Here is a 22,704-nt window from a genome sequence, read left to right on the forward strand (position 1 = left end):
GCTCCGACCGGAGACGGTTCGGTCAGCCGCGCTTGGCGGACGGCCAGCCGTGACCCCAGCCGCCCTGGACCATGGTCTGGAACGCCCACCCGTTCTCCGCGCGCACCAGCAGGTCGGCGTAGTGCATCCGGTGCTCCTGGCCTTCGATCGTCATCGTCGCCTCGGTCTCCACGACCACCAGGTTCGGGGTGAGAAAGCGCGGGGTGCGCGTCGAACGCAGGTCAAGCCCGGCGGTGCCGTCGCCCATGGACTCCTTCATCGCCTCGACATACTCGGCTCGCGTCCACTGACGGACGCTCGCGTAGCCGCCCGGCGTGTCGGTGGCCACGTTCATCGGGAAGACCGCCAGGTCAGCCAACTGCTCGATCGAGCCCTGCTCGGCCAGCGCATCGTAGTCGGCGAACCATTCCTCGATGCTCTTCAGTTCTTCGGCACTCGGCTGGTACATGCTCCTCCTTTTATCGTACGTCGTACCGTACACCATACGGAGCACTGGTTCTCACATAGGGGGCAGGCCGGGTACGAGAGAAGGGCCCGGCCTTGCCGGGACAGCCCGTGCGCCGTCCGTACGGCCGACCCCCACCCGCGGGGAGAGCGCCGACTTGACCTTTACCGCAGTTGAGGTTCAAGGGTGGGCACAGACGACGATCCGCCGAGATCAGGGCGAGGAGGCTCGACTTCACGATGACCCGCTGCCCGTCCGCACCACCACGTAGCCCCTGAGCAGGCGGTCAGACGGCCGGACGCCACCGCCACCTCGCTGTCCTGCGCCGCGCGGGTCTGCTCACGGCCCGGCGGTGTGCTCCCGGCGGTCGAGGCCGGCCCGCATCTGGGCGAGCCACTCCCGGCCCCTTCTGCGCCCGTCGGGGAGTCGGTCGTCGCGGTCCCAACGCCAGGAGACCGCGAGGGCGAGGGTGAGGATCCGGCAGTCGGCGAGCAGCCCGGAGTCGGCTCCTGGGTAGTGCGCGGCGACGTCCTCCGGAGCATGCGCGAGGTCGAACTCGACAGGTCCGCGGCAGACGGTCTCCAGGTCGACGAAGAGCGGTCCGTCCGCGGTGGCGAGCAGGTTGCCGGGGTGCGGTTCGCCGTGCAGGAGCTGTTGCCGCGGGCCGCGGTCCAGGATCGCGCGGCTGATTCCGTGGAGGGTGTCGGTCAGCAGGGCGCGTTCCGCGGCGCCGAGGTCCGGGCTGACGGCGGGGTCCTCGACCACCCGGAGGGCGTCGGCGACGCGGTCGGTGAAGCGCGGTGCGGTGAAGTCGATGCGGCGCAGGCCGGCGTGCAGCCGGGCCAGCGCGTCGGCGTAGGCGGCGGGCGGGTGGTTCTCGGGCGCGGCGGTGGGCTCGTAGTAGGTCCAGAGGGTGACGGCGAAGCCGTCGCGGACATGGACGCGGGGTTCGGCTCTCGGATCGAGACCCGCCACCGGGCTGCCGGTCCCGGCGAGGCGCCGGGCGATCTCGACCTCGGGGTCGGGGCGGTGCGCGAGGGGCGCGACCCGGGCGAGCACGCCGCCGGGCCGCAGCCGGACGGTGATCCGGTTCGAGTTGTGCAGCACAACGGCGTCGTCGGTGCCCAGACCGTACTTGGCGGCCGTGTCGACGGCCGCGGCCACCGCCCGCGGGATCTCGGTGTCCTTCACGTGTCCGGTACCTCTCCCTGCTGGAGTCGATGTGTGAGCGCGTCGGCCCGCTCGGGAGCGCGCGCAGCAGCGGGAAGGGGTCGAAGCGGCGGGTGTCGCGGGTTCGACCGGTGGGGGGCCGCCGTCACGTCAGCACCCGCGTGTGGTCGACTGCTCCTGGAGAAGTGCGAGGGCCCGCCGGTCACGTCTGTATGCAACACCACCCGGTCGGTTCCGCGCATTCGGTTTACCGCCGGTGTCGGCGGAGGACCCGGGTAGTCGATCCCCTGGGAACGTGGTGAGCCTCCCTCATCCCACGGTGTGCGTTCCGGAGGGTAAGGGGAGTGGACACGTAAGCTGCCGCTGATCGCCGTAGTGCGGCGTGCTGTCGCACCGGACACGACGCCAGATCGTCTTGGCGGTGATGGAGAAGCTCTGCCAAGCCGGAGGCCGGGGTTGTCCTGGGGGCCCCGTAGCAAACAGCGAAAATCCAACGGATTTAGGCTTGGCCTGCGGTTTCTCGCGTTCCGCGGTTCTTGCTGATCATCTCTGCTATGGGCTTGAGTGGGAGCTCCGGGGCGGTGCGGATCTCATCGCCCTTGCCGTGCAGCCTCAGGTGCCCGGTCCGTGCGGTCAGCATGACGTCGTAGGCCTCCAGTCGGGCGCACTCTTCGGCCCGGGTCCCGGCGTACAGCAGGGTGGCCACGATCGCGCGGTCCCGGACGCCGCGGCGGGCCGCGGCCCGTTCCACCCGGCCCTGTTCGGTCCGGGTCAGGGCGTCGGACTCACCGGGTTTGGGATGCGGGCGCGCTTGACCTCGATGCGCAGCCCGAGTTGGGCGTACAGCAGGGTTACGGCGGCCGGGGCCTGGTTGATCGAGGCGGGCGACCCTGGTGCCTGTCAGGTGCCGCCGCCAGGCAGTGAGGGTGGCCTCGGCGCCGACGACGTCGGCGAAGGCGTCGTCGTGGTCGTCGGCGTGGGCGATCATCCAGGCGGTGTAGGCGCTCGTCTGCCGCTTGTAAGCCTTGGCGGTGTTGGCCGACAGCTTGTACCGGTCGAAGTGGCGGTGCATGGCGGCCAGGGCGTCGCGGGCGGCCACCGCGGTATCGGTGGCAGGACGGATTGGCACGACGGGGGCGCTCATGGCATCACGCCTTCTTATCCGCTGAGTTCTGTCCTGGGCTCCGAGGACCCGGTGACGGCGTTATCCACTGAGTGTTGGACCACTTCTTCACTCGAACCCGCAGGAACCTGACCAGCGGGCAAGGCACGTGGAGCGCCCGGTGCGTGGAGACGCGCACGCCGGGTGCGGCGGGCGGGCCGGGGAAACCCACCATGAGCGATCACGGCAGGGCGCCCCGGTCCGACCCAACCCGACACCTCGCCTACCAAGGACGTTGTCATACCCGCACCAGACATCTACGCTATTTCGTAACTATGGAATAGCGTAGGAGGATGCGATGAGTGAGGACAAACTCACCGAATTAGAGCGCCGGATCGCCCACCTGGAGAGTCGAGTCGACACCGCTGCCCCACAGCGCCCCCCGAAGTCGCCGTCCCTCACCACGGCAGCCACCAGCATGCTCCGCCAGGCGAAGGAGGAGAACAGGCTCGGGACGGTGGGCTATGTCGGAGCAGCACGGCTGGCCGGCGGCGAGAACCTCTGGGACAGGCAGCTTTCTCTCGCCAAGTTGCTGTCGGCCGATTGGGCGCCAGTGGCCGCCATCCTGGAGTCCCTGGGCAGCCGGCCGCGGCTGGCGCTGCTCGCCGCGCTCGTACAACAGGGCCGGTGCACCAGCACCGACCTCCAAGATTCCCTCGGCGGAGACGGCGAGCAGACGAGCGGCCAGCTCTATCACCACCTGCGCGCGCTACAGAGCGCCAGGCTGATCACACAACGAAGGCGCGGCGAGTACGAGCTGGCACCTCAGGCCACGATCCAGGTCCTCACCATCCTCGCCGCCGCGTTCGACCTGGCCAACGACCCCCCGCTGGGCCCACCAGCCGATCTCCCCAACCCGGAATGACCGGCCTCTGAGGAGGATGGGTGCAGAAAATGGCGGTAGCGATGATCATGAAGGTTCGCCACTCCGTGCGGCGGTGAACACCGTGCGGCCTGGGCCGGTGAGAGGCAGGACGCAGAGTCCTGATCAGCCGATCAGTTTTCAACGAGGGTGATCATGCTCGGGAGCTTCGGCGGCTGTGATGCGGGCGGCGTACACCCGGTAGGCCTTGCGCGCGGCCGGGTTGGCGCCCTCGGCGAGGGCGATGCTCTGCTCCAGCGCGGCGCGGTGGAGCGCGAGCGGGGCCGCGAGGCCCACCAAGTGGCCCTGGCCGCGCCGGATGACCTGCCCGGCGGCGAGGGCCTGGCGGACGGTTTCGTCGCCGACGGTGCGTAGGTGGTCGGCGAGCAGGCCGGGCAGATCGAGGACCACGGTCAGGTCCGGCTCGGGCGGGCTGTGCCGCTCGCCGGGGTCAGCCGGGACCAGGTCGAGCTGGCCGGGCAGGTCCCGGGCTCCGGCGGCATCCAGGATGCGGCGGATGGTCTTGGGGGCGACCTGGTGCTGGCGAGCCAGGGCCTTCACGGCGGCGCCCTGGCGGTATGCCTCCACGATGGTGGTGGCCTTGTTCTGGTCGAGGGAGGCGGGGCGGCCGAGGGTCTTGCCAGCGGCCTCGGCGGCGGCGACGCCCTCGCGGGTGTTCTCGCTGATCATGTCGCGCTGGAACTCCAGCACCGCGGCCAGGACGGAGACCATCATCTTGGTGCCGGGGTCGTCGCTGGCCAGGTCGATGCCGGACAGCAGCCCGGATTCAACCCGCAGGTGCAGGCCGCGGCGGATGAGCACCGGGCGCAGGGCGAGGATGTCGGCGACGGAACGGAACAGGCGGGCGGCGTCGGCGATGCGGATCGTGTCACCTATCGCGGCCTCGTGTAGCAGTTTGGAGAATCCGGCGCGGTCGAGGGAGAGCTGGCGGGTGGAGGTGGCGGGGTCTTCGTAGACAGGGGCGCCTGCGGCCAGGAGAGTGGCCAGGGCGTGCCGCTGGCGGGCGTCGGTCTGTTTGTCGGTGGAGTGCCGCAGGTAGATGCGGTCAGCCATGTCCGGCGCCGGTGGGGAGGCCGCAGATGAAGGCGCGGGCGATGAGCAAGGCCCGGCGCGCGCTGGTGGGGGCGTAGCCGCTCTGCTCTCGAGCGTCGTCCCGCGAGTCTAGATCGACCGGGCCGTCGGCCTCGTTGACGCGCTCCAGTTGCAGGGCCTCCCGGTCCAAGAAGTCGGCGACCTCGTCCAGGAACGCCCCGCCCTGCACACGCATGGCCTCGACGGAGGACCGGATCTCGACGATCTCCGCGCGGACCCGCGCGACCCGGTGCTCATAGCGGGTGACATCCGCCGCGGTGTAGGGGATCTCGGCGTCGTTCCAGTCGGTCTGCTTGAGCAAGGCCACAATGTCCCCTTCAGATGGGCCGGGTGACGGGTCGTCGCACCCATCCTAGGGGGCGAAAAGGGGGGGCGTAAGTATTGGTCGGATCCGATTGGATCGGCGTGCTGTTTGCGCAGATGACGGCCGCGTCCCGATTGGATCTGCCGCTGGGGGCGCAATCAATTGATTCCGCCCCCGCTTGTCGTCGGGCTGCTCCTCGGTCAGGGGTTGAGCAGGAAGGTGGTGCCGGCCTCGTTCACCAGGGTGGGCCGCAGTGGCCGCCATCCGTCGTCGAGTTTGGCGGTCTCGCCTTCGATGTCGACCTCGATGAAGCCGAAGAAGTTGATGTTCTCCCGGTGGCCCGGGGCGATGAACGAGAGCAGCTCGTCGGGGACCTCTCGGCCCTGCTCACGCAACTCCTTGATTCCCATTGCGTAGTACTCGGTCGTCCAGGTGATCACCGCGTTGGTCAAGATGGTGAGGCACCAGGACTGCTCGGTCTGGTCCTGCAGCTGCGGCCGGACCATAGCGCCCTGCTGGGCGTAGTGCAGGTCCCGGCGCAGCGCGTGCAGGGACTCGCCCTTGTTGAGCTGCCGGGAGATCTTCCGCCGGTACACCGGGTCTGACAGGTAGCGGGCGGCGTGAATGGTCCTGCGGATGCGTCCCCACTCCTTGATCGCCGCGGCCAGGGTGTTCTGCCGGGAGGCCGCCGACCATTTGCCGACCACCAGGGACGCGGTCGCCTCACCGAACTTCAGAGATCCGGCCATCCGCAGCATGTCGTCCCAGGTGCCGCGGATCAGGTCCTCGTTCCACCGGTCGGCCAGCAGCGGCCCGGCGTGCGGGTAGAGCACGTTGGTGGCGGCCGGGGAGTCGACCCGCAGCATGGTGATCTTCCCCAGGTCGCGAATCCGCGGCGTCAATGCTTTGCCGACCAGGTCGAACAACCCGAAGTTCACCAAGGTCGCGCCGTGAGTGTCGGTCGCGTGCTCATGAATCGGCAGGTCGCTCTCGTTTCCGAGGAGCTCGTCCAGGGTGTAGTTGGCTTCGCGGGTGGTGGGGATGATCTGCTTGGTGCCGTAGGTCGACCACTGGTCGGACACATGGGTGTAGGTCGACAGGACCTTCCCGCCGTGGATGTTCATGTCTCGGCCGGTAAGGGACTTGCCGCGAACGGGGAAGCGCTGCCCGTCGGAGGAGGACATGGTGCCGCCGCCGAACTTCTTGGCCAGCTCCAGCTGGTAGTGGTGGTTGACCAGCACCGTGTTGGCCTCGCGGAGCGTTTCCTCTCGCACGTACCACTCCTGGGTCCAGGCGAGGGTGTCGTAGGAGACGCCACAGGCCTCCGACATCCGGGTCAATCCCAGATTCGTGGCACCCGCGATGAGCACCGCGAGGATGTTGCGCCGTGTCTCCACCGACAGGTTGATCTTCCTGCCGCCGGCGTGGGTGAAGCAGTCCAGGAACTTCGTGCGGACGTCTAACTCGATCAGCAGCGAGGCGATCGGCACGAACGGCAGCATCCCCGCCAGCTCCTCCCGCAGCGCCTTGGCCTCCGCGGGAATGTCCTCGGCCGACAGCGGTGGGATGACCAGCCGTCCCTCCTCATCCAAGCGGACCGCGCCGACGTCGTTCGGGGAGGCGTTCGTGAGGGTCTCCTCCAGGTCTTCGAGGGCCTGGTGGAGCTCTTCCTTGACGTGGTCGATCGCCTCGCCGACGCCCGCTTGCCCTCCCACTGCTCCGGCGTGAACAGGTACGTCCCGGGATCGGCGTACCGGCGCGAGCCCGGGACGAACACATCCCCTGACCGCAGGCCGTCCCGCAGGGCGAGAACCACGCACAGCTCCCAGTAGTGCCGCAACGCCGTATCGTCTCCCGCCTTGCGGGCCTTGGCGAGGTAGTCGGCGTATCTGGCCGGCACGAACGACGTCGGCGCCCCGGCCGGGACCTTCCGGCCGCCGGTCCGGTTCAACTCCTTCAACATGCTCAACGCGGTCATCAGGTCCTGCGTGCCAGGCCCGCCGTGGAAGTCGACCGTGGACAGCACCTTCGGGGTGAAGCGGCGCAGGTAGGTGTAGGAGGCCTCCAGCGCGGCCAAACGGCCGTGGTCGCGGGGGAGCGGCTTCCAGTTGATCGCCGAGACCTCGCGGAGCTTGTCCATCCCGATCCGCTCCCGCAGGATCCCGCCGACCTGGTCGCCGTCGATGCCCGGGTCGACCAAGATCGGCAGGATCACATCCATCAGCAACTGGCGGGCCTCGCCCTTCTTGGCCCGCTCGGCGAGCGCCTCGTCGGTCTTGGCCTTCGCGTGGGGCTCCCGGGCCGATACCGCTTGGTCGAACAGCGCGATGACCTCGTCCAGTTGGTCGACTGCAGACTGGGCCACCAGGGCAAGCAGGATCAGATAGCGGCGCTCCTCCCGCCGTTTCAGGCCCTGCACCGTGGAGCGGCGAGCCACCGTGGCCAGGAACCGGCGGCGCTCCCGGGCAGCATCGACAAATCGAACTGGTGGGCGTCCATCGCCCGCAGGTACAGCAGCTTGTCGACCGACACCCCGATCGCCGGGGCGGACGCCTCCACCGCTGGCGTCGTCAGCCATCGCAGCCTGGACGTCCCGATCTCCAGGTCCTCCACGAGTAGCCGGTTCAGGTCCGACCGCATCGGCCTGGTGAGCAGGTGCCCGACCTTCTGGGTGGTCAGCTTTGCCGCCGCGTTCCGGGCGGTGGTCACCAGCTCCATCAGCGTGACCGCACCGGGCCGCATCACCTGGGTAGCTTGCAGGTGCTCCACCGCCTGTTGGAACAACAGACTCGGGGTGTCGTGCTCCATCGCCCGGTCCAGGAGGAACTGCTCCAGTTCCTTCCACTGGATACTGCCCGGCTTGGGGTTCTTCCACGTCAGGTACTTCATCACCAGCTTCAGGTGATCGCTACGGGTCTGAGGCCGTTTGCGCGTCGACCGGTCGTATGCCTCCAGCATCCCGGGGAACACCGCCATCTGGCCCGCCAGCCGCAGCAACGCCGCCTGCGGAATCTCCAGGAGGTCATCGGGGATATAGCCGAGCCAGGGCAACGTACACAGCTGAACGGCCAGCCCCAATCTGGCCTCTGGACCGCGGCCCGGCGCGTCCAGGAACCCGTGCTCACGCGGCGTCAACGTGAAGTACTTGTTCAGCTCCTCACGCCCAATGTCAGGGAACGACCGTAGACGCTCCAACTGCTCATCAGACAGGAACCGCGTCGACATCAACCATCCCGGACGTCACAGAACACACGAACCATGACGAACCGTAGCCGAGGAGATCAACAGCCATCCTAAAAACCTCAGCAACCGCAGTTCAGAGCCGTATCCGTTGGATTTTCGCTGTTTGCTACGGGGACCCCTCCTGGCGTGGACGTGGCGGCCGCGGGGCGCTTGAACGGGTTCCGAACGCGAGGCTCCCGCCACGGTGATGTCAGGTGTGTCCGATGATCGCGGGCGTCCTGCCCGGGAAGCGCCTTGGGCGGGGTCGCTCATGCCTGTGCGCGCCAGGCTCGCGCCTTTGACAGGGCACGAGCCTGGCCTTGATCGAGGTCCTGGCCGGGAGTCCAACTCGGCGCTCACCCGTCGGCGCCGGGGCGGAGACCGTCCTTCATCGGGGTGGCCCTGCAGCTGTGGGGCCGGTGGCCGTCATGACGCGGGTTCGGAAACGGCTCGCGTGACCATCACTGGATTGTTCAGCGAGGGATCCGCCATCCGATGATGGCGTCGATCGTTGCTCGCCCGTTACAGGCCGATCCAGCTGTTGGCCGAGCAGGCGCTGCGGGTGACCCACCGATGCGAGGAGATCTGGCGGGCCATGGGGCCCTTGGTGTTGCCGTTGGAGTCGACGAACCTGAACTTGCTCAGGTCGGACTCCCAGTCGCCCACACCCAGGCATCGGTATCCGGCGGCGTAGTCGTAGTTCTCGTAGTCGTACAGGGCGACGACCTCGTACTTTCCGGGTATGCCGGTGTTGAGGACGGACATGGCGTTGTTACCGGCACTGTCGCGGAACCCACCCGAGTTGTCGGCCCAGTTGGGGTCGTCACCCGAGTCGTAGCCGATTTCGCCCCCGTAGCAGAAGGTGTCCGCGTAGGCGTTGACATCGCCGTCCTGCCCGTAGATTTTCTTCATCGTGAGGCAGTGCGACTCCATGGCGGTACCGGCCGCCGAGGAGGGGGAGGACACGGGAACTACGGCGACCGCCAGGCCCACGGCTACAGCCGCGAGTCGGATCTTGCGCATGGTTCTCTCCTTCGTGAGCCCTGGTTGAAGGGCGATCCGCGACCTTGCGTCGCGGAGGTCAGGGGGTGGATCGGTTGATCTCTTTCGCGCGCTCAAGTGCCTCGCGCAGCAGCCGGGCGTGGGTCCGGAGACCGGCCGCGTCGGGCCCCTCCACCTTGGGCCGGTACTCGGCCTGCAGCGCGCGCAAGGTCGAGGTGAGCGAGGTGGCGCGCGCGCAGGTGGCCTCCGCCACCGCCAGCTTCACCTCGACGGCATGAGCCTGGGCGGGAGTCAGCCCTTTGGTGAGACCGGGAAGGGCAGCCCGGATCTCCATTGGCGTGGCGTAGGCGTGGCCTTTCCCGCGCATGCATCGTGACCATGAGGACAGGGCCGCGGTGAAGCGCGCGTCCTTGGCGATCGCCCGCATGTACAGCGGCGCGATGTTGGAGGCGAGCGTGTCCAGGGGGAACCATCGCTCGCGGTCACCGTAGAGCTTTTCGTTGCTCGACAGCTGGCACCCGCCGAGGGCGTTGTTGATCGTTCCTCCGTCGGGCAGGTGCGCGGTGAGCACTTTGACGTCGTCGCCGCCGCCCATGGCGAGGGTGTACCGGGCTCGGCGGGCAGCGGGCAGGCTGTCGCGGTAGGCGAGGTTGGGGTCGTCCCGCTTCTCCTGCATGACCTTCTGCTGATCGAGCCCCCCGTACCCGTGCTCACGCGCCCAGTCCGGATCGTCCAGGACGAGGCCGAATCCCCGCGGCGGCTCCCACATCTTCGGCACCCAGTACCAGAAACCCTGCTCTCGCATGCAGTCGCGGATGAGCAGGAGTTCCGCGCGTTTCAGGACCACGTAGTCGGTCTGGGTGAGCGGAGCAGGCGGCGCGCCGGGGTCGGTGGCGCAACCGGCGAGCAACCCCAGGGCCAGAGCGTGGCCTGCGATCACCGTTACGGCCCGTCCACGCCCCGTGAAGAGCATGCGTGTCCCCGTTCTGCTCGGAGTCCATGTCGATGCGGTACCCGCCGTCGCTCCTCTGGCGAAAATCCCTGCCCTGTGACCGCTGGAGACGGTCCCGGGTGGCGGCAGGCAGGGCTCAGTCTGGGCGGCCGGTGAATTGTCTGAAATCCCGATTCGCCGTCGAAACAAAACATGGTCGCCTCGACAACACTGGCAATATGCCCGTTTTGTCGTATTCGGGAGGCGTGGAAGCCGTCCGGGACCCCATGGTTCCGGTCAGCCTGATGAGCCGACCCGAACTGCGTGAGGCGATCGAGAAGGCCGCGCTCTCCCTCGCCGCCCGACCCTGCGGAGAAGGGCTTGCGAGTACGGTCCTCGATATGACGCTTCTTCCGGATCTTCAGGGATGGATCGACCGGGCCGTCGAGCGGCATGGGGTGCCGGGAGCCGCGGTGGCCGTCGGGATGGGGGATCAGCTGGCCGAGGCGGCCGCCGGAGTGGTCAATCTGGACACCGGGGTTGAGGCCACCGTCGACAGCCTGTTCCAGATCGGGTCGATCACCAAGGCCTGGACGGGCGCCCTGGTGATGCAGCTCGCCGGGGAAGGACTGGTCGACCTCGATGAGCCGGTCCGAAGGTACCTTCCCGAGTTCGGGGTGCTGGACGCCGCCGCCTCGGAGAGCATCACCGTGCGGCAACTGCTGTCGCACACCGGTGGGTTCGACGGGGACCTGTTCGAGGACACCGGACGCGGGGACGACGCGATTTCCAAGTTCGTCGCGTTCATGCGCGACAACGCCCGGCAGGTCAGCGGGCCGGGGGAGCTGTTCTCGTACTGCAACGCCGGTTACTGCGCCCTCGGCGCCCTCGTCGCCAAGCTGCGCGGGCGTACGTGGGAGGCCGCCATGCGGGAGCTGCTGATCGATCCTCTCGGAGCGCGGCACATGGCGCTCTACGCTGAGGAGGCGATCATGTTCCGGGCCGCGGTCGGGCACGTCGGCGAGCCGCTGCGGGTGTCACCCCGGCGGCAGCTGCCGCAGTCGAACGCGCCGGCCGGGTCCACGCCGAGCGCCGCGCCGCGCGATCTCGTGCGGTTCGGGCGGATGCTGCTGGCCGACGGCGTGGCGGCCGACGGGACGCGGGTGCTGCCCTCGGGAACCTTCACCGAGATGTGCAGGCCTCAGGTCACGCTGCCGCAGCTGGGGGAGCGATACCCGGCCGCCTGGGGCCTCGGGCTGATGCTCTTCGACTGGGACGGCGAGCCCGTGGTCGGTCACGACGGCAGCACCCCGGGGCAGTCGGCGATCTGGCGCATCGTGCCCGGCCGGGACCTGGTGCTCGCCGTCCACGCGAACGGCGGCCACACCTCGGCCTTCATCGACGAGGTACTGGCGGAGATCCTCTCGGCCACCGTGGGGATCCGCCTGCCGTCGCGGGTGCTGCCGCCGGACACGCCGGTGCCGTTCCTTCCGGAGACCTGCACCGGGAAGTACTCCGCGCCGTCGGTCACCTACGAGGTGAGGGCCGATGCCGACGAGCTGGAGATCACCGACATCCCGCACGGCCTCGCGGCGCAGTTCGGGGAGAGCGGCACGACCGCGCGCTACGTCCACGCCGGCGACAACCGCTTCGTCGGCGTCGAGCCGGACGAGGGGCTGCACCCGTTGATCTCCTTCCTCCAGGACGGGCGCTTCCTCTACAACCTGCGCGCCGTACCACGGGTCACGGACTAGAGCGCCTGCCGGTCCCGTTCGGATCGTCCTCGCGGGACCGGTGGCGCCGTCGCCGACCCGGGTTACGGGCGGCCCCCGTACGGCGCCACGGCTGTCAGCGCCTTCCGATGGAGAAGCGCGGGATCCGATGGATCCAGGGCATCGCCTGCTCCAACTGGTGCGCGACGCGGAACAGCAGGTCCTCACGGCCGTAGGGCGCGATGATCTGTACCCCGATCGGCAGCCCGTCGTCGCTCTGACCGAGCGGCAGGCTGATCGCAGGCTGTCCGGAGACGTTGAAGACCATGGTGAACGGGCCGTAGTCGAAGATCGATCGTAGCCAGCTCGCCAGGGTGTGGTCGGGGTCGTCGTAGCGAAGGGTGCCGTGACGGGCTGGAAGCCTGCCCAACGTGGGCGTGACGAGCAGGTCGTGTTCGGTGAAGAACGCGCCCACCGATCGGGTCACACGGTTCTGCGCGCCGAAGGCGGCCATCATGTCCAGCGCGCTGTAATCCTTCGCGACTTCGAGGAGCCGTCTGGAGACCGCCTCCAGCTTGGCCGGGTCGGGGCGGCGCGGGGCCAGGAGCAGTGTGGAGGCGATCGCCACGGACGCCGCCGTCGCGCAGTGCAGGACGTCGTCCCAGTCGAGGGCCGGGCGGGCGTCGACGACGGCGTGTCCCATCTCCTCCAGCGTCCGGCCGACCAGGAGCGTCGTCGCCGCCACCTGAGGATCCACCGGGGCTCCCGACCAGGCGGCCGTGGTCACCGCCACCCGCAGCGGCTCCGGTTCCGCTCCCAGGACGTCGGCGTATCGGCCCCGTGGCGGTGGCGCGGTGTACTTGTCGCCGACGCCGGGCCCCTGAACGGCGTCCAGCAGGTGAGCGGCGTCGCGGACGGTCCGGGTCAGCCCGAACTCGTAGACCATCCCGAGCATCGCCTCTCCCATGTCGGGCCCGCACGGGACACGGCCTCGGCTCGGCTTGAGGCCGACAAGTCCGCAGCAGGCGGCCGGGATCCGGATGGACCCCGCTCCGTCGCCGCCGTGGGCCACGGGTACGGCACCGGCCGCGACCAGGGCCGCCGCGCCACCGCTCGAACCGCCGACGCCCCGTTCCAGGTTCCACGGATTGCGCGTCGGCCCGTACCTGACGGACTCGGTGGCGAAGCTGACCGCCATCTCCGGCACGGTGGTCAGGCCCAGGGTGACCAGGCCCGCGGCCCGGAAACGGGTCATCAGGTCGCTGTCGTGCCGGGCGACGACGCCCCGCAGTGCCCGGCTCCCCATGGAGAACGGGATTCCCCGAGCCACCGGCCCGTGGTCCTTGATGAGGAACGGCACCCCGGCCAGGGGCCCGGTCTCGTCATGTTCGAGCGCCGGGGTGAACAGTGGCAGTGCCAGGCCGTTCACCTGGTCGTTCGCCACGGCCAGGGCCTCGCGCGCCACGGTTTCCACCTCTTCGGCGGTGACCTCTCCCGCCCTGATCAGTTTCCGGAGCCCGATCGCGTCGTACCGCGCGTACTCGTGAAGTTCCATAAGATCCAGTCCCTCTTGGCGTCCTCGACGCCCACATCGATCACAGGAGGGCTCCGTGTCGCCGGAGCCCTCGTCGCTCACATGGGTCGGCGGCGCGTCCGGCGAACCGAACGGCTGCGACGACGGGCAGCGTCGACAGGGCGGCGGCCTCAACCGGGCCGCCACCTGTCGGTGATCGAGGTGTTTCTACGCTCGGGACATCAAGGGAAAGCCTTACAGAGCCCGGCTTTCGGCATCAACTGAAATATCCAGACTCCGCAGGCATCGGCCTGCGGGTCGGCATCGTGTGTCCGGACCCGGCCGTACGGCCCAGGGCTTCCTCATCCCGGTCCGCGGCCGGGCGCTGAACATCGGCTACGCGCCGGTGGTCAAGACGGGCACACCGGCGGTTGCCCTGGCTGCGGACAGGTCAGTTCGGAGCAGACGCGAGAGTCACGCCCAAGCCGATGAACAGGGTTCCGGTCGCGGCGTCGAGACGGCGGCGCACCACCTGCCGGTCGCGCAGCCAGCCGCCGATCCGCCCCGCCAGCACACCGACCGTCGCGTCGGCCAGGAACTCCAAGATGATCAGGATCGCGCCCAGGATGGCGAACTGCAGCCAGACCGGCCCCGCCCCGGGGTCGATGAACTGGGGCAGGAAAGCGACCATGAAGGTGAACGTCTGCGGGTTGGCCATGGAGGACACCACACCGTTGAGGAAGGCACGCCGGCCGGTCATGCCGCTGCCGGTCCGATCGTCGGCCCGGCCCTTCCTGAGGTTGCGGAGCATCTGGACGCCGAGGTAGATCAGGTACGCGGCGCCGGCGAGCCGCAGCGCCGTGAACACGACGGGAAGCGTCGTCAGCAGCACGGAGAGCCCGGCCGCCGCCGCGGCGATGTACAACGCGTCCCCCGTGACCACGCCGAGCGTGGCCAGCAGCCCGGCGCGGGCGCCACCCCGCACACCACAACCCAGTACGAACAACATGTCCGGGCCCGGGGTGATCAGAGCGACGACGGTGGTTACCGTGAACACGGCGAGCAGATGTGAATCAATCGGCATTCAGATCATCCTGTCATTCTGGTCGAACACCTTGAGCATGTGTGGATCGCGGCGGATGTCATGTTGTGCGCGACCCGGGCGTCCGTAACCGTGAAAACCTGCGGTGTGCGCAGTCGCCGCATTCACCATCGGGCGCGCGGCGAGCACGGACTGTCCGTGGCGGTCAGCAATGCCGGACATCCGGCGTATGAACGGTCTGGGGTCACGGCGCCGCGTTCGCCGAGGAAGGCCCTGAACACCTCCGTGGGCGACGGCGCGGCGGATCGTCCGGGTTCGACCGAAGGTGCTGCGCGCCGCGGGAGGCCGTGGTGGTGGCCGATAACGGAAGCTTCGAGCACCCGGCCTCGGGCATCCGGTTCACAGGATCAGGCCCGACTCCAGGTGTGCCAGCGCCGTGTCGATCTCGGCCGGGCCGTCAAGGCCGGAATTCCGCGCCCACTGCACCCAGACCATCGCCACCACGCCGAAGGCGGCACCGACCGCATTCCGGATCCGCGGATCGTCCCCGGCGCATCCGGCCTTTTCCGCCACGATGGAGCAGACTTCGCCGATCAGGTGAGGACTTCTCCGCAGGTTGGCCACCAGTAGCTCGGGCACGGTGGCCGCGAACACCTCCCGCGCGTGCCCTGCGGCGATCTCCTCGGCGGACAGGGCGGCGAACGCCTCGCGGAACGCGCCGCGTAGCACGGTGACCGGAGCGCCCGGCGGTTGGGAGGCCAGTGCCTCGACGAGAGGTGGGAAGCGGTCGAGCGTGACCAGGTCCTCCTTCGTCGGGAAGTAGCGGAAGAAGGTGGCCGGGGAGATCTCGGCCGCCTCGGCTATCTGCTCGACGGTGGTGACGGTGTAGCCACGCTCGCGGAAGAGCCTGAAGGCCTCACGCAGGATCGTCTCCCTGGTTCTGGCCTTCTTACGCTCACGCAGTCCGATCTCAGCCACGTAGAAGATTCTACCGCACACACAAAAGATGGTGTACTCTCAAAAAAGAGTTGACTATCAAAATAATCGGACCGAAAGACCCGGAGGTGCCCGCCATGGGCCATGACATCAACGGCCTGCACCACGTCGGCCACATCGTGCACGACCTGGACCAGGCGATGGAGCGCTACCGGCGGCTCGGCTTCGCCGTGGCCGCCCCCGCCTATCCGGTCATGCCGGCCACACCGGGAGGCCCCGCGGAGCCGTTCGGGGTGGCCAACGCCCACGTGTACTTCCCGCGTGGTTTCGTCGAGCTGGTGGCCGTCATCGACGGCACCGGCCGCATGCCCGGCGACGCGCGCCCCATTCCCCTGCGGGTGCCCGAGGACAGGGTGGCGGGGTTGAGGGCCGCCATCCGGGCCACCGCGGACGGCATCGCGTCCTTGCTGCAGCGCTTCCAGGGCGTGCACATCGTGATCGCCGACACACCCGACATCGACCACGTGGCCACGCGGTTGACGGCCGACGGCGTCAACCACGGTGGCGTCCACGACATCCAGCGGCCCGTCGAGACCGCCACGGGGACCAGCATGGAACCCGCCCGCTACCTGGAGATCTCCGACCCCCGGCTGTCACCGGGACGCGTGCCGGAAGGCAGGATCGGGTTCGCTCAGAACAGGCCGGCCGAGGCCTCCCAGGACCAGCGGCACGTCGACCATCCCAACGGCGCGATCGGGCTGGTCGAATCCGTGCTGTGTGTGGCCGAGACGGCGCTGCCCGAGGTGGAGCACCGTTACGAAGGCTACTTCGGCCGGGCACGACACGGTCGGGTAACGCGTTTCGACCGGGCGAACGTCACCGTCGTGCCCGCATCGGCGCTCGCCGACCTGCTGCCCGGTGAGCGACCGGCGGCCCTGCCCGCGTTCGTCGCCTACGCGGTAGCCGTACGCGACCTCTCCATCACCGAAAAGCTCCTGGGCGACAACGACATCCCGGTCGTCCGGACCGGCCCTGAGGAGATGTTCGTGCCCGCCGACGCCGCGCTGGGTGTCGCGGTCGTCTTCCGTCAGGACGGCTGACGCCGGCCCCGCCGAGAACTCCGTCAGCGGGACTTCTCGTTCGAACGCTCGTCATGCCCCGTGACGAAGGGGGAGGCCCAGGAGGTCGTGGGGTCGGCGTCCAGCAGTACGGCACGGACGAAGGAACTGAGCGGCACGGCCAGAATCGCCCCGAGGGCGCCCAGAGCCCAGGTCCACACCAGGAGGGAGAGCATGGTCACGGTGGTGGACAGACGGGCCGACCGCCCCGCGTACCTCGGTTGGATGACCGACTGGATCAGGAAGTTCAGCACGCAGTAGGCCGCGATCACCCAGAGCATGGTGGCCACCCCGGAGTCCAGCAACGCCAGCACGGCCGGGGGAGCCAGCCCGATGACGAAACCGACGTTGGGGATGTAGTTCGTGATGAACGAAAGAAGGCCCCACAGCAGTGGCAACGGCACACCGAGCAGTGCCAGGACCGCCGTGTCGAGCAGCGCCACGATCAGTCCGAAGACCGTGCAGACCATCAGGTAGGCACAGGTGTCACGGGCGAATCCCCGTAACGCGGTCACCAGGTCGGGGCGTTCGGTCGTGAGAGCACCCGTCGCCCGCTGCAGGACGGCCGCGTCCAGGCTCATGCCGTACAGGACCAGGACGGTGATCAGCACCGCCGAGACCGTCCCGGTGAGACCGGACAGCAGGCTCTGCGCCGCCTGGACAAGACGGTCGGGGTCGATGCCGCTCAGCGCCTTCCTGACCTGGGACTGGTCGACGCCGATGTCGTGCAGGGCCCTGCCGGCGGACGCCAGCAGACGCCGGTACTGGTCGGCGTACCGCGGGACGAGGTCGGCGAACCTGGCCGCGGCGACCACCACGGCTCCGCCGAGGGCGCACAGCACGAGCAGGATGACCGCGAGGGGGACGAAGGCCGCCGCCCATCCCTTCAGCCTGTTACGCAGCGGGCTCACGGCGATCGTCAGGGTGAGCGCCAGGAACGCCGGGGCGATCACCGCGCTGAGCTGCCTGACCCCCCACAGCACGATCACCGCCGCCGCGCAGGTCGTGAGAGTGCGGAATCCGACGGACGACGACGCGGGGTTTCTCACCGGCATGCCGTGACGCTATGTGATCATCTCCGTCGTCCCCGCCCGGCAACACACCCCTTGGCCGATCGCATACCGTACGCCCCGGAACCGGTTGGGGCGCTCCACCCGCGCCACCGGCCTCAGCGAACGGCCGCTCGGCCCGGACAGCACGAGGACGCCCGCACCACTGCTGTCCGCCGACGGTGCGGCTTCTGCGAGGAACCCCTCCCAGGGCCCGGCGGGTTCGCACTCAGCGATCTTGGTGGTCATGCTTGGCAACCTACCGGCCCAATGGGGCGAGGTTTCGCCGTTTTGGTCGCTTTGATGGGGGCCGTGTGGACCCGGTCAAGGGTGATGCTGTTTGTGCAGTTTTGGCGCATTATCGGACAGGCCCGCCCGGGACGAGGATCGCCGCCGTGACGGACCGGCGCCCGGCGGCCCGTCACGGTCTCCGGCCGTCTCCGCCACCGGTCCGCCCGGCGGGCCGTGGAAAGCGCGAACGACATCGGCGCGTCTCCGTGTCCGGCGAATATGGCAGACAGTGTCCGCCGCGCCACCCGGGATTCTTCGCCGCCGATACAGGTGTGAATGCGCGTGCCGCCCACCCGATCCGGGAGGCGAAAAACGAAGATCCGCATCCTTTAATGGCCTGCCTTCTATTTGTTGCTCTCCGTGCCCGGCGCGTCCTGATATGCGACTACATATTGTTCGTTTTGTGAACCGTCTGTAATGGTGAGAAAGAGAAGGCGCAAGACGCGCTGGTCAGCCGGGGAACCTATCGTCACCAGCGACATACGGGCCGTATGGCACCCTTGACACGGTCTGCTACGCGAAGGAAGTATGTCGAGGTATGACTGATCTGAATTTATACAGTTAATCAGTTCGTCAAGGTGTCGGCTCTCGTTGTCCGGCATTTAACTCGTTGGGTCTGCCAAGTCGGCCCGCGCGGGATCCGCACGCACAGCTAATGCATTTTCGATGTCTATGGCCTGTGTCGGAAGGATGAATGTTGCTCGATCACGGGGTGGAAGAATGGCCGCTGCTCTCCGCACAGCTGCGTACATGGATGGCTCAATCGTCTGACCTGACGGACCCGACCAACTGCATCACCGACTGCCTGGAAATCCACGGGACGGTGGATCCGGCCGTCATGCGGGCGGCGAACGAGCGGGTCGAGCACGAGGCCGAGGCGCTTCGCCTGCGCCTGGTGAGCACCGAGGACGGATACCGGCAGTACGTCGATCCCGCGGGTAACACGCCACTCGTCTACCTCGACCTCAGCGCTGAGTCCGACCCCGTCGCGGAGGCGGACGCCTGGATGCAGGCCGACATGAGGCGGCCGATCGACCCGCTCAGACTTTGCGGCGCGGCCCTGCTGCGGACCGCCGCGGACCGTTTCGTCCTCTACCGCCGGGTCCACCACGCCGTGGTGGACGGCTGGAGCCTCGCGCTCATCCACAACCGCCTCGCCGCGGTCTACACCGCGCTGGCCGAGGGACGCGCGAGCGAGGACGGAGCCTTCCCCGCCTTCCAGGAGCTTCTCAGCAGCGAGAAGCAGTATGAGGAGTCCAGGCGCTTCGCGACAGACCACGCCCACTGGCTCGCCAGGTTCGCCGACCGCCCCGACCCGGTACGGCTGGCAGGCCGGTCCTCCTCCGCCGTGCGGATCGCCCACCGGCGCCGGGCCGACCTCGGCCCGGCCAGGATCGCAGGCCTGCGGGCGGCGGCCGACCGCTTCGGGGTGAGCTGGTCGGACCTGGCCACCGGGATCACAGCCGCCTACGTGGGCAGGATGACGAACGCGGACGAGGTCGTCCTCGGCATACCGGCGATGGCGCGGATGACCCCGCAGGTGCGGAGGGTCCCCGGCATGACGACCAACGGCCTGCCGGTGCGCGTTCCGATGGTCCCCGGGACGAGCGTGGCCGACTTCGCCCGGCAGGTGTCGCTCGAACTGCGGCAGACGCTGAAGCACTCCCGTTACCCCTCGGCGGAACTCGCCAGGGAGACGGGGCTGCTGGGAACGGGGCGAAAGCTGTGGGGACAGGTCGTCAACGTCATGGACTTCGACTACGCGCTCGACTTCGCGGGTGCCGCCGCGACCGTGCGCACCATCTCGCTCTCCGCCGCGGACGACCTGTCGGTGACCTTCTACCGCACGTCGGCGGACGACACGTTCGAGATCATCGTCGACGCGCACCCCGAGATCCACAGCGTGGAGGAGACGGAGGCCCACCTGCGGCGTTTCCTCTTCTTCCTCGACTCGCTGGTGCGGGAGGACCCGGGCACGCCCGTTCACGGGATTCCGCTGGTCGGCCCCGCGGAGCGGGCGCGGCTGCGCGAGTGGGGGACCGGGCCGGTCCACGAGATCCCGCCCACCGCGGTGCACGAGCTGGTCGAGGACTGGGCGGCGCGGACCGCGCGGGCCCCGGCGATCGAGTTCGAGGACACCGTGCTGAGCTTCGCCGAGGTGAACGAGCGGGCCAACCGGCTGGCACGGCACCTGCTGAGCCTGGGGGCGGGGCCCGGCCAGATCGTGGCCTTCGCGCTGCCGCGCTCGGCCGATCTCCACATCACCGCCCTGAGCGTGCTGAAGACCGGCGCCGCCTTCCTGCCGCTGGACCCGGCCTACCCCGCCGCCCGGCTCTCCTTCATGGTGGGCGACGCGAAACCGGCGCTGGTGGTGCTGAACTCCGTCACCGCGGGACTCGCCGCGGAACTGGACGCCCGGTGCCTGCTCCTGGACCACGCCGAGGTCGCCGAGGCCGTACGGAACCAGCCCGGACGGAACCTCACCGACGAGGAGCGCGGCGCCGCCTTCTCCCCGGACCAGCCCGCCTACGTCATCTACACCTCCGGTTCCACGGGTGTGCCGAAGGGCGTGGTGGTCAGGCACTCGGGAGTGGTCAACCTGGTGGCGGCCATGGTGGACCGCCTGGGTTCGGGACCGGGAACCCGTACCCTGCAGTTCGCGTCGTCCAGCTTCGACGCCTTCGTCGGTGAGATGACCCAGTCCCTGCTGAACGGCGGGACCCTGGTCTCGGCCGCCGCGGAGCGTCTGACGCCGGGCCCGGACCTCACCCGGCTGGTCACCGAGAAGCGGATCAACGACCTGGTGCTGCCGCCGTCGGCCCTGGAGGTCATGTCGCCGGGGGAATGGCCGGGCGGCACGACGGTTTCGATCGTCGGCGAGGCCGGATCGCCGGCCGTGATCGAACGGTGGAGCCCGGTCTGCACGCTGATCAACGGGTACGGGCCGACCGAGGCGACGGTGTCGACGGCGATGAGCACCCGGCTTTCGCCGTCGCAGGCGGACGCCCCGCCGATCGGCAGGCCGTTGCGCAACGTGCGGGTCTACGTGCTCGACGACCGGATGGAACTCGTCCCGGCGGGCGCGGTCGGAGAACTGTACGTCGGTGGCGCCGGGGTGACCCTCGGCTATCTCGGCCGGGACGTCCTGACCGCCGAACGCTTCGGAGACGACCCGTTCGCCGGTCCCGGTGCCCGGCTGTACCGCACCGGTGACCTCGTGCGCTGGACGGCGGACGGCGAGCTGACGTTCGTCGGCCGCAATGACGACCAGGTCAAGGTGCGGGGTTTCCGGATCGAGCTCGGCGAGATCGAGGCGGCCCTGGTCCGTTCCCCGGGGGTCGCCGGAGCGGCCGCCACGGTGTGGGGGGACCCGCCGGGAGACCGCAGGCTGGTGGCATACGTCGTGGCGGAGCCAGGCGCGGAGCCGGACCCCGAACGTCTGCGCGCCAGGCTGGCCGCCGGACTGCCCGCCCACCTGGTCCCGAGCGTGATCACGCGGATCGCCGGCCTGCCCCGTACGGCCAGTGGGAAACTCGACCGGAGGGCGCTGCCGCCTCCGCAGCAGGTGACGGCGGTCGCGAGCCGTCCGCCGGTCTCCGCGCACGAGAGGCTCATGGTCGAGCTGTTCGCCGCGATCCTCGGAGCCGAACCGCCCGGGATCGACGACAGTTTCTTCGACCTCGGCGGGCACTCCCTGTCCGCCGTCCGCCTGCTCGCCCGAATCCGCAAGACGGTCGGCGTGGAGCTGACCGTGCGAGAGCTCTTCGACGCGCCCACGCCCGCCGGCCTGGCAGGACTCGTCGACGACGCGTTGCGGAAACAGACCGAAACCTCCTGACGGCCGAGGGAGATGGGGGAAAGATGGAATCCCAGGCGGACGAGACGGTTGCACCGGAAAGCGCCGCGGAACTTCGGGCCTCGCTGAAGCACCTGCGAACCGAGACCCGGGGGGCGATCTTCACGCTCAAGCTCCTGATGCTCGGGGCCCTCACCACCGCCGGTCTGGTGCTCGCCCTGCAGCCCACACTGTGGGCCAGGATTCCGGGTGTCGTCCTGATCGGCTGCATGTTCGCGCACGCCGCCGAACTTCAGCACGAGACCCTGCACAACCTGGCCTTCCGCAACAAGCGGGCCAACACGATCGCGGGGACCCTGCTCGGCCTGCCGATGCTCATCTCGTTCGCCGCCTACCGGGTCGCCCACCTGCGGCACCATCGGTATCTGGGCACCGCGATGAACCGTGAGTTCTTCGACTACGGAGACCAGTACGGCGACGCGGACGACGAGTCCGGGTTCCGGCGCGCGATGGACTGGACGGCGCGGTTCACCATGTTCCACCACTACCGGTTGTTCCTGGTGAACCTGGGGCGTTCCCTGCTCGGCAGGGACTTCGACGGTGAGACCCGCACCGTCTCACGGCGTATCCGCTACGACCACCTCCTGATACTGGCCGTGCTCGTCACGCTGACCGTCGTCTCGGTGGTGACCGGCTCGCCGTTCATGCTCTGGGCCTGGCTGCTGCCGCTGCTGACCGTCGCGGCTCCGGTGCACGCCCTGATCGAACTGCCCGAGCACCACGGCTGCGAGACGCTCAACGTGGACGTGTTCGCCAACACGCGGAGCGTCAGGTCCAACCGGCTGATGACGTGGTTCACCAACGGCAACAACTTCCACGTCGAGCATCACGTGATGCCGAACCTGCCGATCTCGCGGCTGCCGAACCTGCACGTCGAGATCCGTGACCGGCTCCACCACTTCCACACGGGCTATTTCGACTACTTCAAGAAGTTGATCATCGGACAGTCTCGCTGACCGGACGAGCCGGTTGAATG

General features: G+C 68.8%; 21 protein-coding genes. 5 read left to right on the forward strand and 16 right to left on the reverse strand.

Annotation, left to right across the window (positions count from 1 at the left end):
* Positions 1 to 22: 22 nt before the first annotated feature.
* The 3 genes from ACFYY8_RS18315 to ACFYY8_RS18325 all read right to left on the reverse strand — a co-directional run bounded on the left by ACFYY8_RS18315 (position 23) and on the right by ACFYY8_RS18325 (position 2,744).
* On the reverse strand, positions 23 to 448 hold the full coding sequence (locus ACFYY8_RS18315; RefSeq protein WP_390042181.1) for a nuclear transport factor 2 family protein: 426 nt from the start codon (positions 446 to 448) through the stop codon (positions 23 to 25).
* Positions 449 to 784: 336 nt separating this feature from the next.
* The gene (locus ACFYY8_RS18320; protein ID WP_390042183.1) at positions 785 to 1,636 is read right to left on the reverse strand and encodes a phosphotransferase; all 852 of its coding nucleotides are present in this window, start codon (positions 1,634 to 1,636) and stop codon (positions 785 to 787) included.
* 478 nt (positions 1,637 to 2,114) lie between these two features.
* Positions 2,115 to 2,744 carry a hypothetical protein gene (locus tag ACFYY8_RS18325; RefSeq protein ID WP_390042185.1) on the reverse strand — a complete coding sequence of 210 codons (630 nt, stop codon included), beginning with the start codon at positions 2,742 to 2,744 and terminating at the stop codon, positions 2,115 to 2,117.
* 331 nt (positions 2,745 to 3,075) lie between these two features.
* On the opposite strand from ACFYY8_RS18325, the gene ACFYY8_RS18330 reads away from it, so the two are divergent.
* Complete coding sequence (locus tag ACFYY8_RS18330; RefSeq protein ID WP_390042187.1) at positions 3,076 to 3,642, forward strand: ArsR/SmtB family transcription factor; 567 nt, start codon at positions 3,076 to 3,078, stop codon at positions 3,640 to 3,642.
* Positions 3,643 to 3,780: 138 nt separating this feature from the next.
* On the opposite strand, the gene ACFYY8_RS18335 is transcribed toward ACFYY8_RS18330, so the two are convergent.
* From ACFYY8_RS18335 to ACFYY8_RS18365, 7 genes are all read right to left on the reverse strand, one after another.
* Entirely contained in the window at positions 3,781 to 4,713 is a 933-nt protein-coding gene (locus tag ACFYY8_RS18335; protein ID WP_390042189.1) for a recombinase family protein, read from the reverse strand.
* The gene (locus ACFYY8_RS18340) at positions 4,706 to 5,059 is read right to left on the reverse strand and encodes a hypothetical protein (protein WP_390042191.1); all 354 of its coding nucleotides are present in this window, start codon (positions 5,057 to 5,059) and stop codon (positions 4,706 to 4,708) included. The genes ACFYY8_RS18335 and ACFYY8_RS18340 overlap by 8 nt, the downstream gene beginning before the upstream one ends.
* Positions 5,060 to 5,256: 197 nt before the next feature.
* Entirely contained in the window at positions 5,257 to 6,558 is a 1,302-nt protein-coding gene (locus ACFYY8_RS18345; RefSeq protein WP_390042430.1) for a transposase, read from the reverse strand.
* Positions 6,525 to 7,493, reverse strand: coding sequence for a hypothetical protein (locus tag ACFYY8_RS18350; protein WP_390042193.1), 969 nt, complete (start codon positions 7,491 to 7,493; stop codon positions 6,525 to 6,527). Before ACFYY8_RS18350 ends, ACFYY8_RS18345 begins: the two co-directional genes overlap by 34 nt.
* On the reverse strand, positions 7,463 to 8,281 hold the full coding sequence (locus ACFYY8_RS18355; protein WP_390042196.1) for a DUF4158 domain-containing protein: 819 nt from the start codon (positions 8,279 to 8,281) through the stop codon (positions 7,463 to 7,465). Before ACFYY8_RS18355 ends, ACFYY8_RS18350 begins: the two co-directional genes overlap by 31 nt.
* Before the next feature lie 519 nt (positions 8,282 to 8,800).
* Positions 8,801 to 9,301 (reverse strand): hypothetical protein, encoded by a 501-nt coding sequence (locus tag ACFYY8_RS18360; RefSeq protein WP_390042199.1) that lies wholly within the window; start codon positions 9,299 to 9,301, stop codon positions 8,801 to 8,803.
* A 58-nt stretch (positions 9,302 to 9,359) separates the two neighbouring features.
* Positions 9,360 to 10,220 carry a hypothetical protein gene (locus tag ACFYY8_RS18365; protein WP_390042201.1) on the reverse strand — a complete coding sequence of 287 codons (861 nt, stop codon included), beginning with the start codon at positions 10,218 to 10,220 and terminating at the stop codon, positions 9,360 to 9,362.
* Positions 10,221 to 10,612: 392 nt separating this feature from the next.
* Here ACFYY8_RS18365 and ACFYY8_RS18370 point away from each other — a divergent pair, with 392 nt between their 5' ends.
* Positions 10,613 to 11,965 (forward strand): serine hydrolase domain-containing protein, encoded by a 1,353-nt coding sequence (locus ACFYY8_RS18370; protein WP_390042203.1) that lies wholly within the window; start codon positions 10,613 to 10,615, stop codon positions 11,963 to 11,965.
* Positions 11,966 to 12,059: 94 nt separating this feature from the next.
* On the opposite strand, the gene ACFYY8_RS18375 is transcribed toward ACFYY8_RS18370, so the two are convergent.
* The 4 genes from ACFYY8_RS18375 to ACFYY8_RS18390 all read right to left on the reverse strand — a co-directional run bounded on the left by ACFYY8_RS18375 (position 12,060) and on the right by ACFYY8_RS18390 (position 15,456).
* Positions 12,060 to 13,478, reverse strand: a complete 1,419-nt coding sequence (locus ACFYY8_RS18375; RefSeq protein ID WP_390042205.1) for an amidase — start codon at positions 13,476 to 13,478, stop codon at positions 12,060 to 12,062.
* Positions 13,479 to 13,887: 409 nt separating this feature from the next.
* Entirely contained in the window at positions 13,888 to 14,520 is a 633-nt protein-coding gene (locus ACFYY8_RS18380; RefSeq protein WP_390042207.1) for a LysE family translocator, read from the reverse strand.
* Positions 14,521 to 14,700, reverse strand: a complete 180-nt coding sequence (locus ACFYY8_RS18385; protein ID WP_390042209.1) for a hypothetical protein — start codon at positions 14,698 to 14,700, stop codon at positions 14,521 to 14,523. It lies immediately after the preceding gene.
* A gap of 177 nt (positions 14,701 to 14,877) precedes the next feature.
* Positions 14,878 to 15,456: a TetR family transcriptional regulator gene (locus ACFYY8_RS18390; RefSeq protein ID WP_390042211.1), complete on the reverse strand. Its 579-nt coding sequence runs from the start codon at positions 15,454 to 15,456 to the stop codon at positions 14,878 to 14,880.
* 95 nt (positions 15,457 to 15,551) lie between these two features.
* Here ACFYY8_RS18390 and ACFYY8_RS18395 point away from each other — a divergent pair, with 95 nt between their 5' ends.
* A complete protein-coding gene (locus tag ACFYY8_RS18395) occupies positions 15,552 to 16,514 on the forward strand; it encodes a VOC family protein (RefSeq protein WP_390042213.1) in 963 nt (320 codons plus the stop codon).
* Between the two features lie 23 nt (positions 16,515 to 16,537).
* Here the strand turns inward: ACFYY8_RS18395 and ACFYY8_RS18400 are convergent, their stop codons facing one another.
* Both ACFYY8_RS18400 and ACFYY8_RS18405 read right to left on the reverse strand, forming a co-directional pair.
* Positions 16,538 to 17,587 (reverse strand): AI-2E family transporter, encoded by a 1,050-nt coding sequence (locus ACFYY8_RS18400; RefSeq protein ID WP_390042215.1) that lies wholly within the window; start codon positions 17,585 to 17,587, stop codon positions 16,538 to 16,540.
* A gap of 9 nt (positions 17,588 to 17,596) precedes the next feature.
* A complete protein-coding gene (locus ACFYY8_RS18405; protein ID WP_390042217.1) occupies positions 17,597 to 17,830 on the reverse strand; it encodes a hypothetical protein in 234 nt (77 codons plus the stop codon).
* 736 nt (positions 17,831 to 18,566) lie between these two features.
* On the opposite strand from ACFYY8_RS18405, the gene ACFYY8_RS18410 reads away from it, so the two are divergent.
* Complete coding sequence (locus ACFYY8_RS18410; protein WP_390042219.1) at positions 18,567 to 21,710, forward strand: amino acid adenylation domain-containing protein; 3,144 nt, start codon at positions 18,567 to 18,569, stop codon at positions 21,708 to 21,710.
* A 23-nt stretch (positions 21,711 to 21,733) separates the two neighbouring features.
* Entirely contained in the window at positions 21,734 to 22,684 is a 951-nt protein-coding gene (locus ACFYY8_RS18415; protein ID WP_390042221.1) for a fatty acid desaturase family protein, read from the forward strand.
* The last annotated feature ends 20 nt before the right edge of the window (positions 22,685 to 22,704 follow it).

The organism is Streptosporangium sp. NPDC001559, assembly GCF_042893955.1.
GTDB lineage: Bacteria > Actinomycetota > Actinomycetes > Streptosporangiales > Streptosporangiaceae > Streptosporangium.

Bases quoted from the DNA above. Each gene is read 5' to 3' on its own strand.
- ACFYY8_RS18315 (WP_390042181.1), bottom strand. From the start codon at position 448: ATGTACCAGCCGAGTGCCGAAGAACTGAAGAGCATCGAGGAATGGTTC.
- ACFYY8_RS18330 (WP_390042187.1), top strand. From the start codon at position 3,076: ATGAGTGAGGACAAACTCACCGAATTAGAGCGCCGGATCGCCCACCTG.
- ACFYY8_RS18335 (WP_390042189.1), bottom strand. From the start codon at position 4,713: ATGGCTGACCGCATCTACCTGCGGCACTCCACCGACAAACAGACCGAC.
- ACFYY8_RS18345 (WP_390042430.1), bottom strand. From the start codon at position 6,558: ATGCTGCCGTTCGTGCCGATCGCCTCGCTGCTGATCGAGTTAGACGTC.
- ACFYY8_RS18355 (WP_390042196.1), bottom strand. From the start codon at position 8,281: ATGTCGACGCGGTTCCTGTCTGATGAGCAGTTGGAGCGTCTACGGTCG.
- ACFYY8_RS18360 (WP_390042199.1), bottom strand. From the start codon at position 9,301: ATGCGCAAGATCCGACTCGCGGCTGTAGCCGTGGGCCTGGCGGTCGCC.
- ACFYY8_RS18370 (WP_390042203.1), top strand. From the start codon at position 10,613: ATGACGCTTCTTCCGGATCTTCAGGGATGGATCGACCGGGCCGTCGAG.
- ACFYY8_RS18375 (WP_390042205.1), bottom strand. From the start codon at position 13,478: ATGGAACTTCACGAGTACGCGCGGTACGACGCGATCGGGCTCCGGAAA.
- ACFYY8_RS18380 (WP_390042207.1), bottom strand. From the start codon at position 14,520: ATGCCGATTGATTCACATCTGCTCGCCGTGTTCACGGTAACCACCGTC.
- ACFYY8_RS18385 (WP_390042209.1), bottom strand. From the start codon at position 14,700: ATGTCCGGCATTGCTGACCGCCACGGACAGTCCGTGCTCGCCGCGCGC.
- ACFYY8_RS18395 (WP_390042213.1), top strand. From the start codon at position 15,552: ATGGGCCATGACATCAACGGCCTGCACCACGTCGGCCACATCGTGCAC.
- ACFYY8_RS18400 (WP_390042215.1), bottom strand. From the start codon at position 17,587: ATGCCGGTGAGAAACCCCGCGTCGTCGTCCGTCGGATTCCGCACTCTC.
- ACFYY8_RS18405 (WP_390042217.1), bottom strand. From the start codon at position 17,830: ATGACCACCAAGATCGCTGAGTGCGAACCCGCCGGGCCCTGGGAGGGG.
- ACFYY8_RS18410 (WP_390042219.1), top strand. From the start codon at position 18,567: ATGTTGCTCGATCACGGGGTGGAAGAATGGCCGCTGCTCTCCGCACAG.
- ACFYY8_RS18415 (WP_390042221.1), top strand. From the start codon at position 21,734: ATGGAATCCCAGGCGGACGAGACGGTTGCACCGGAAAGCGCCGCGGAA.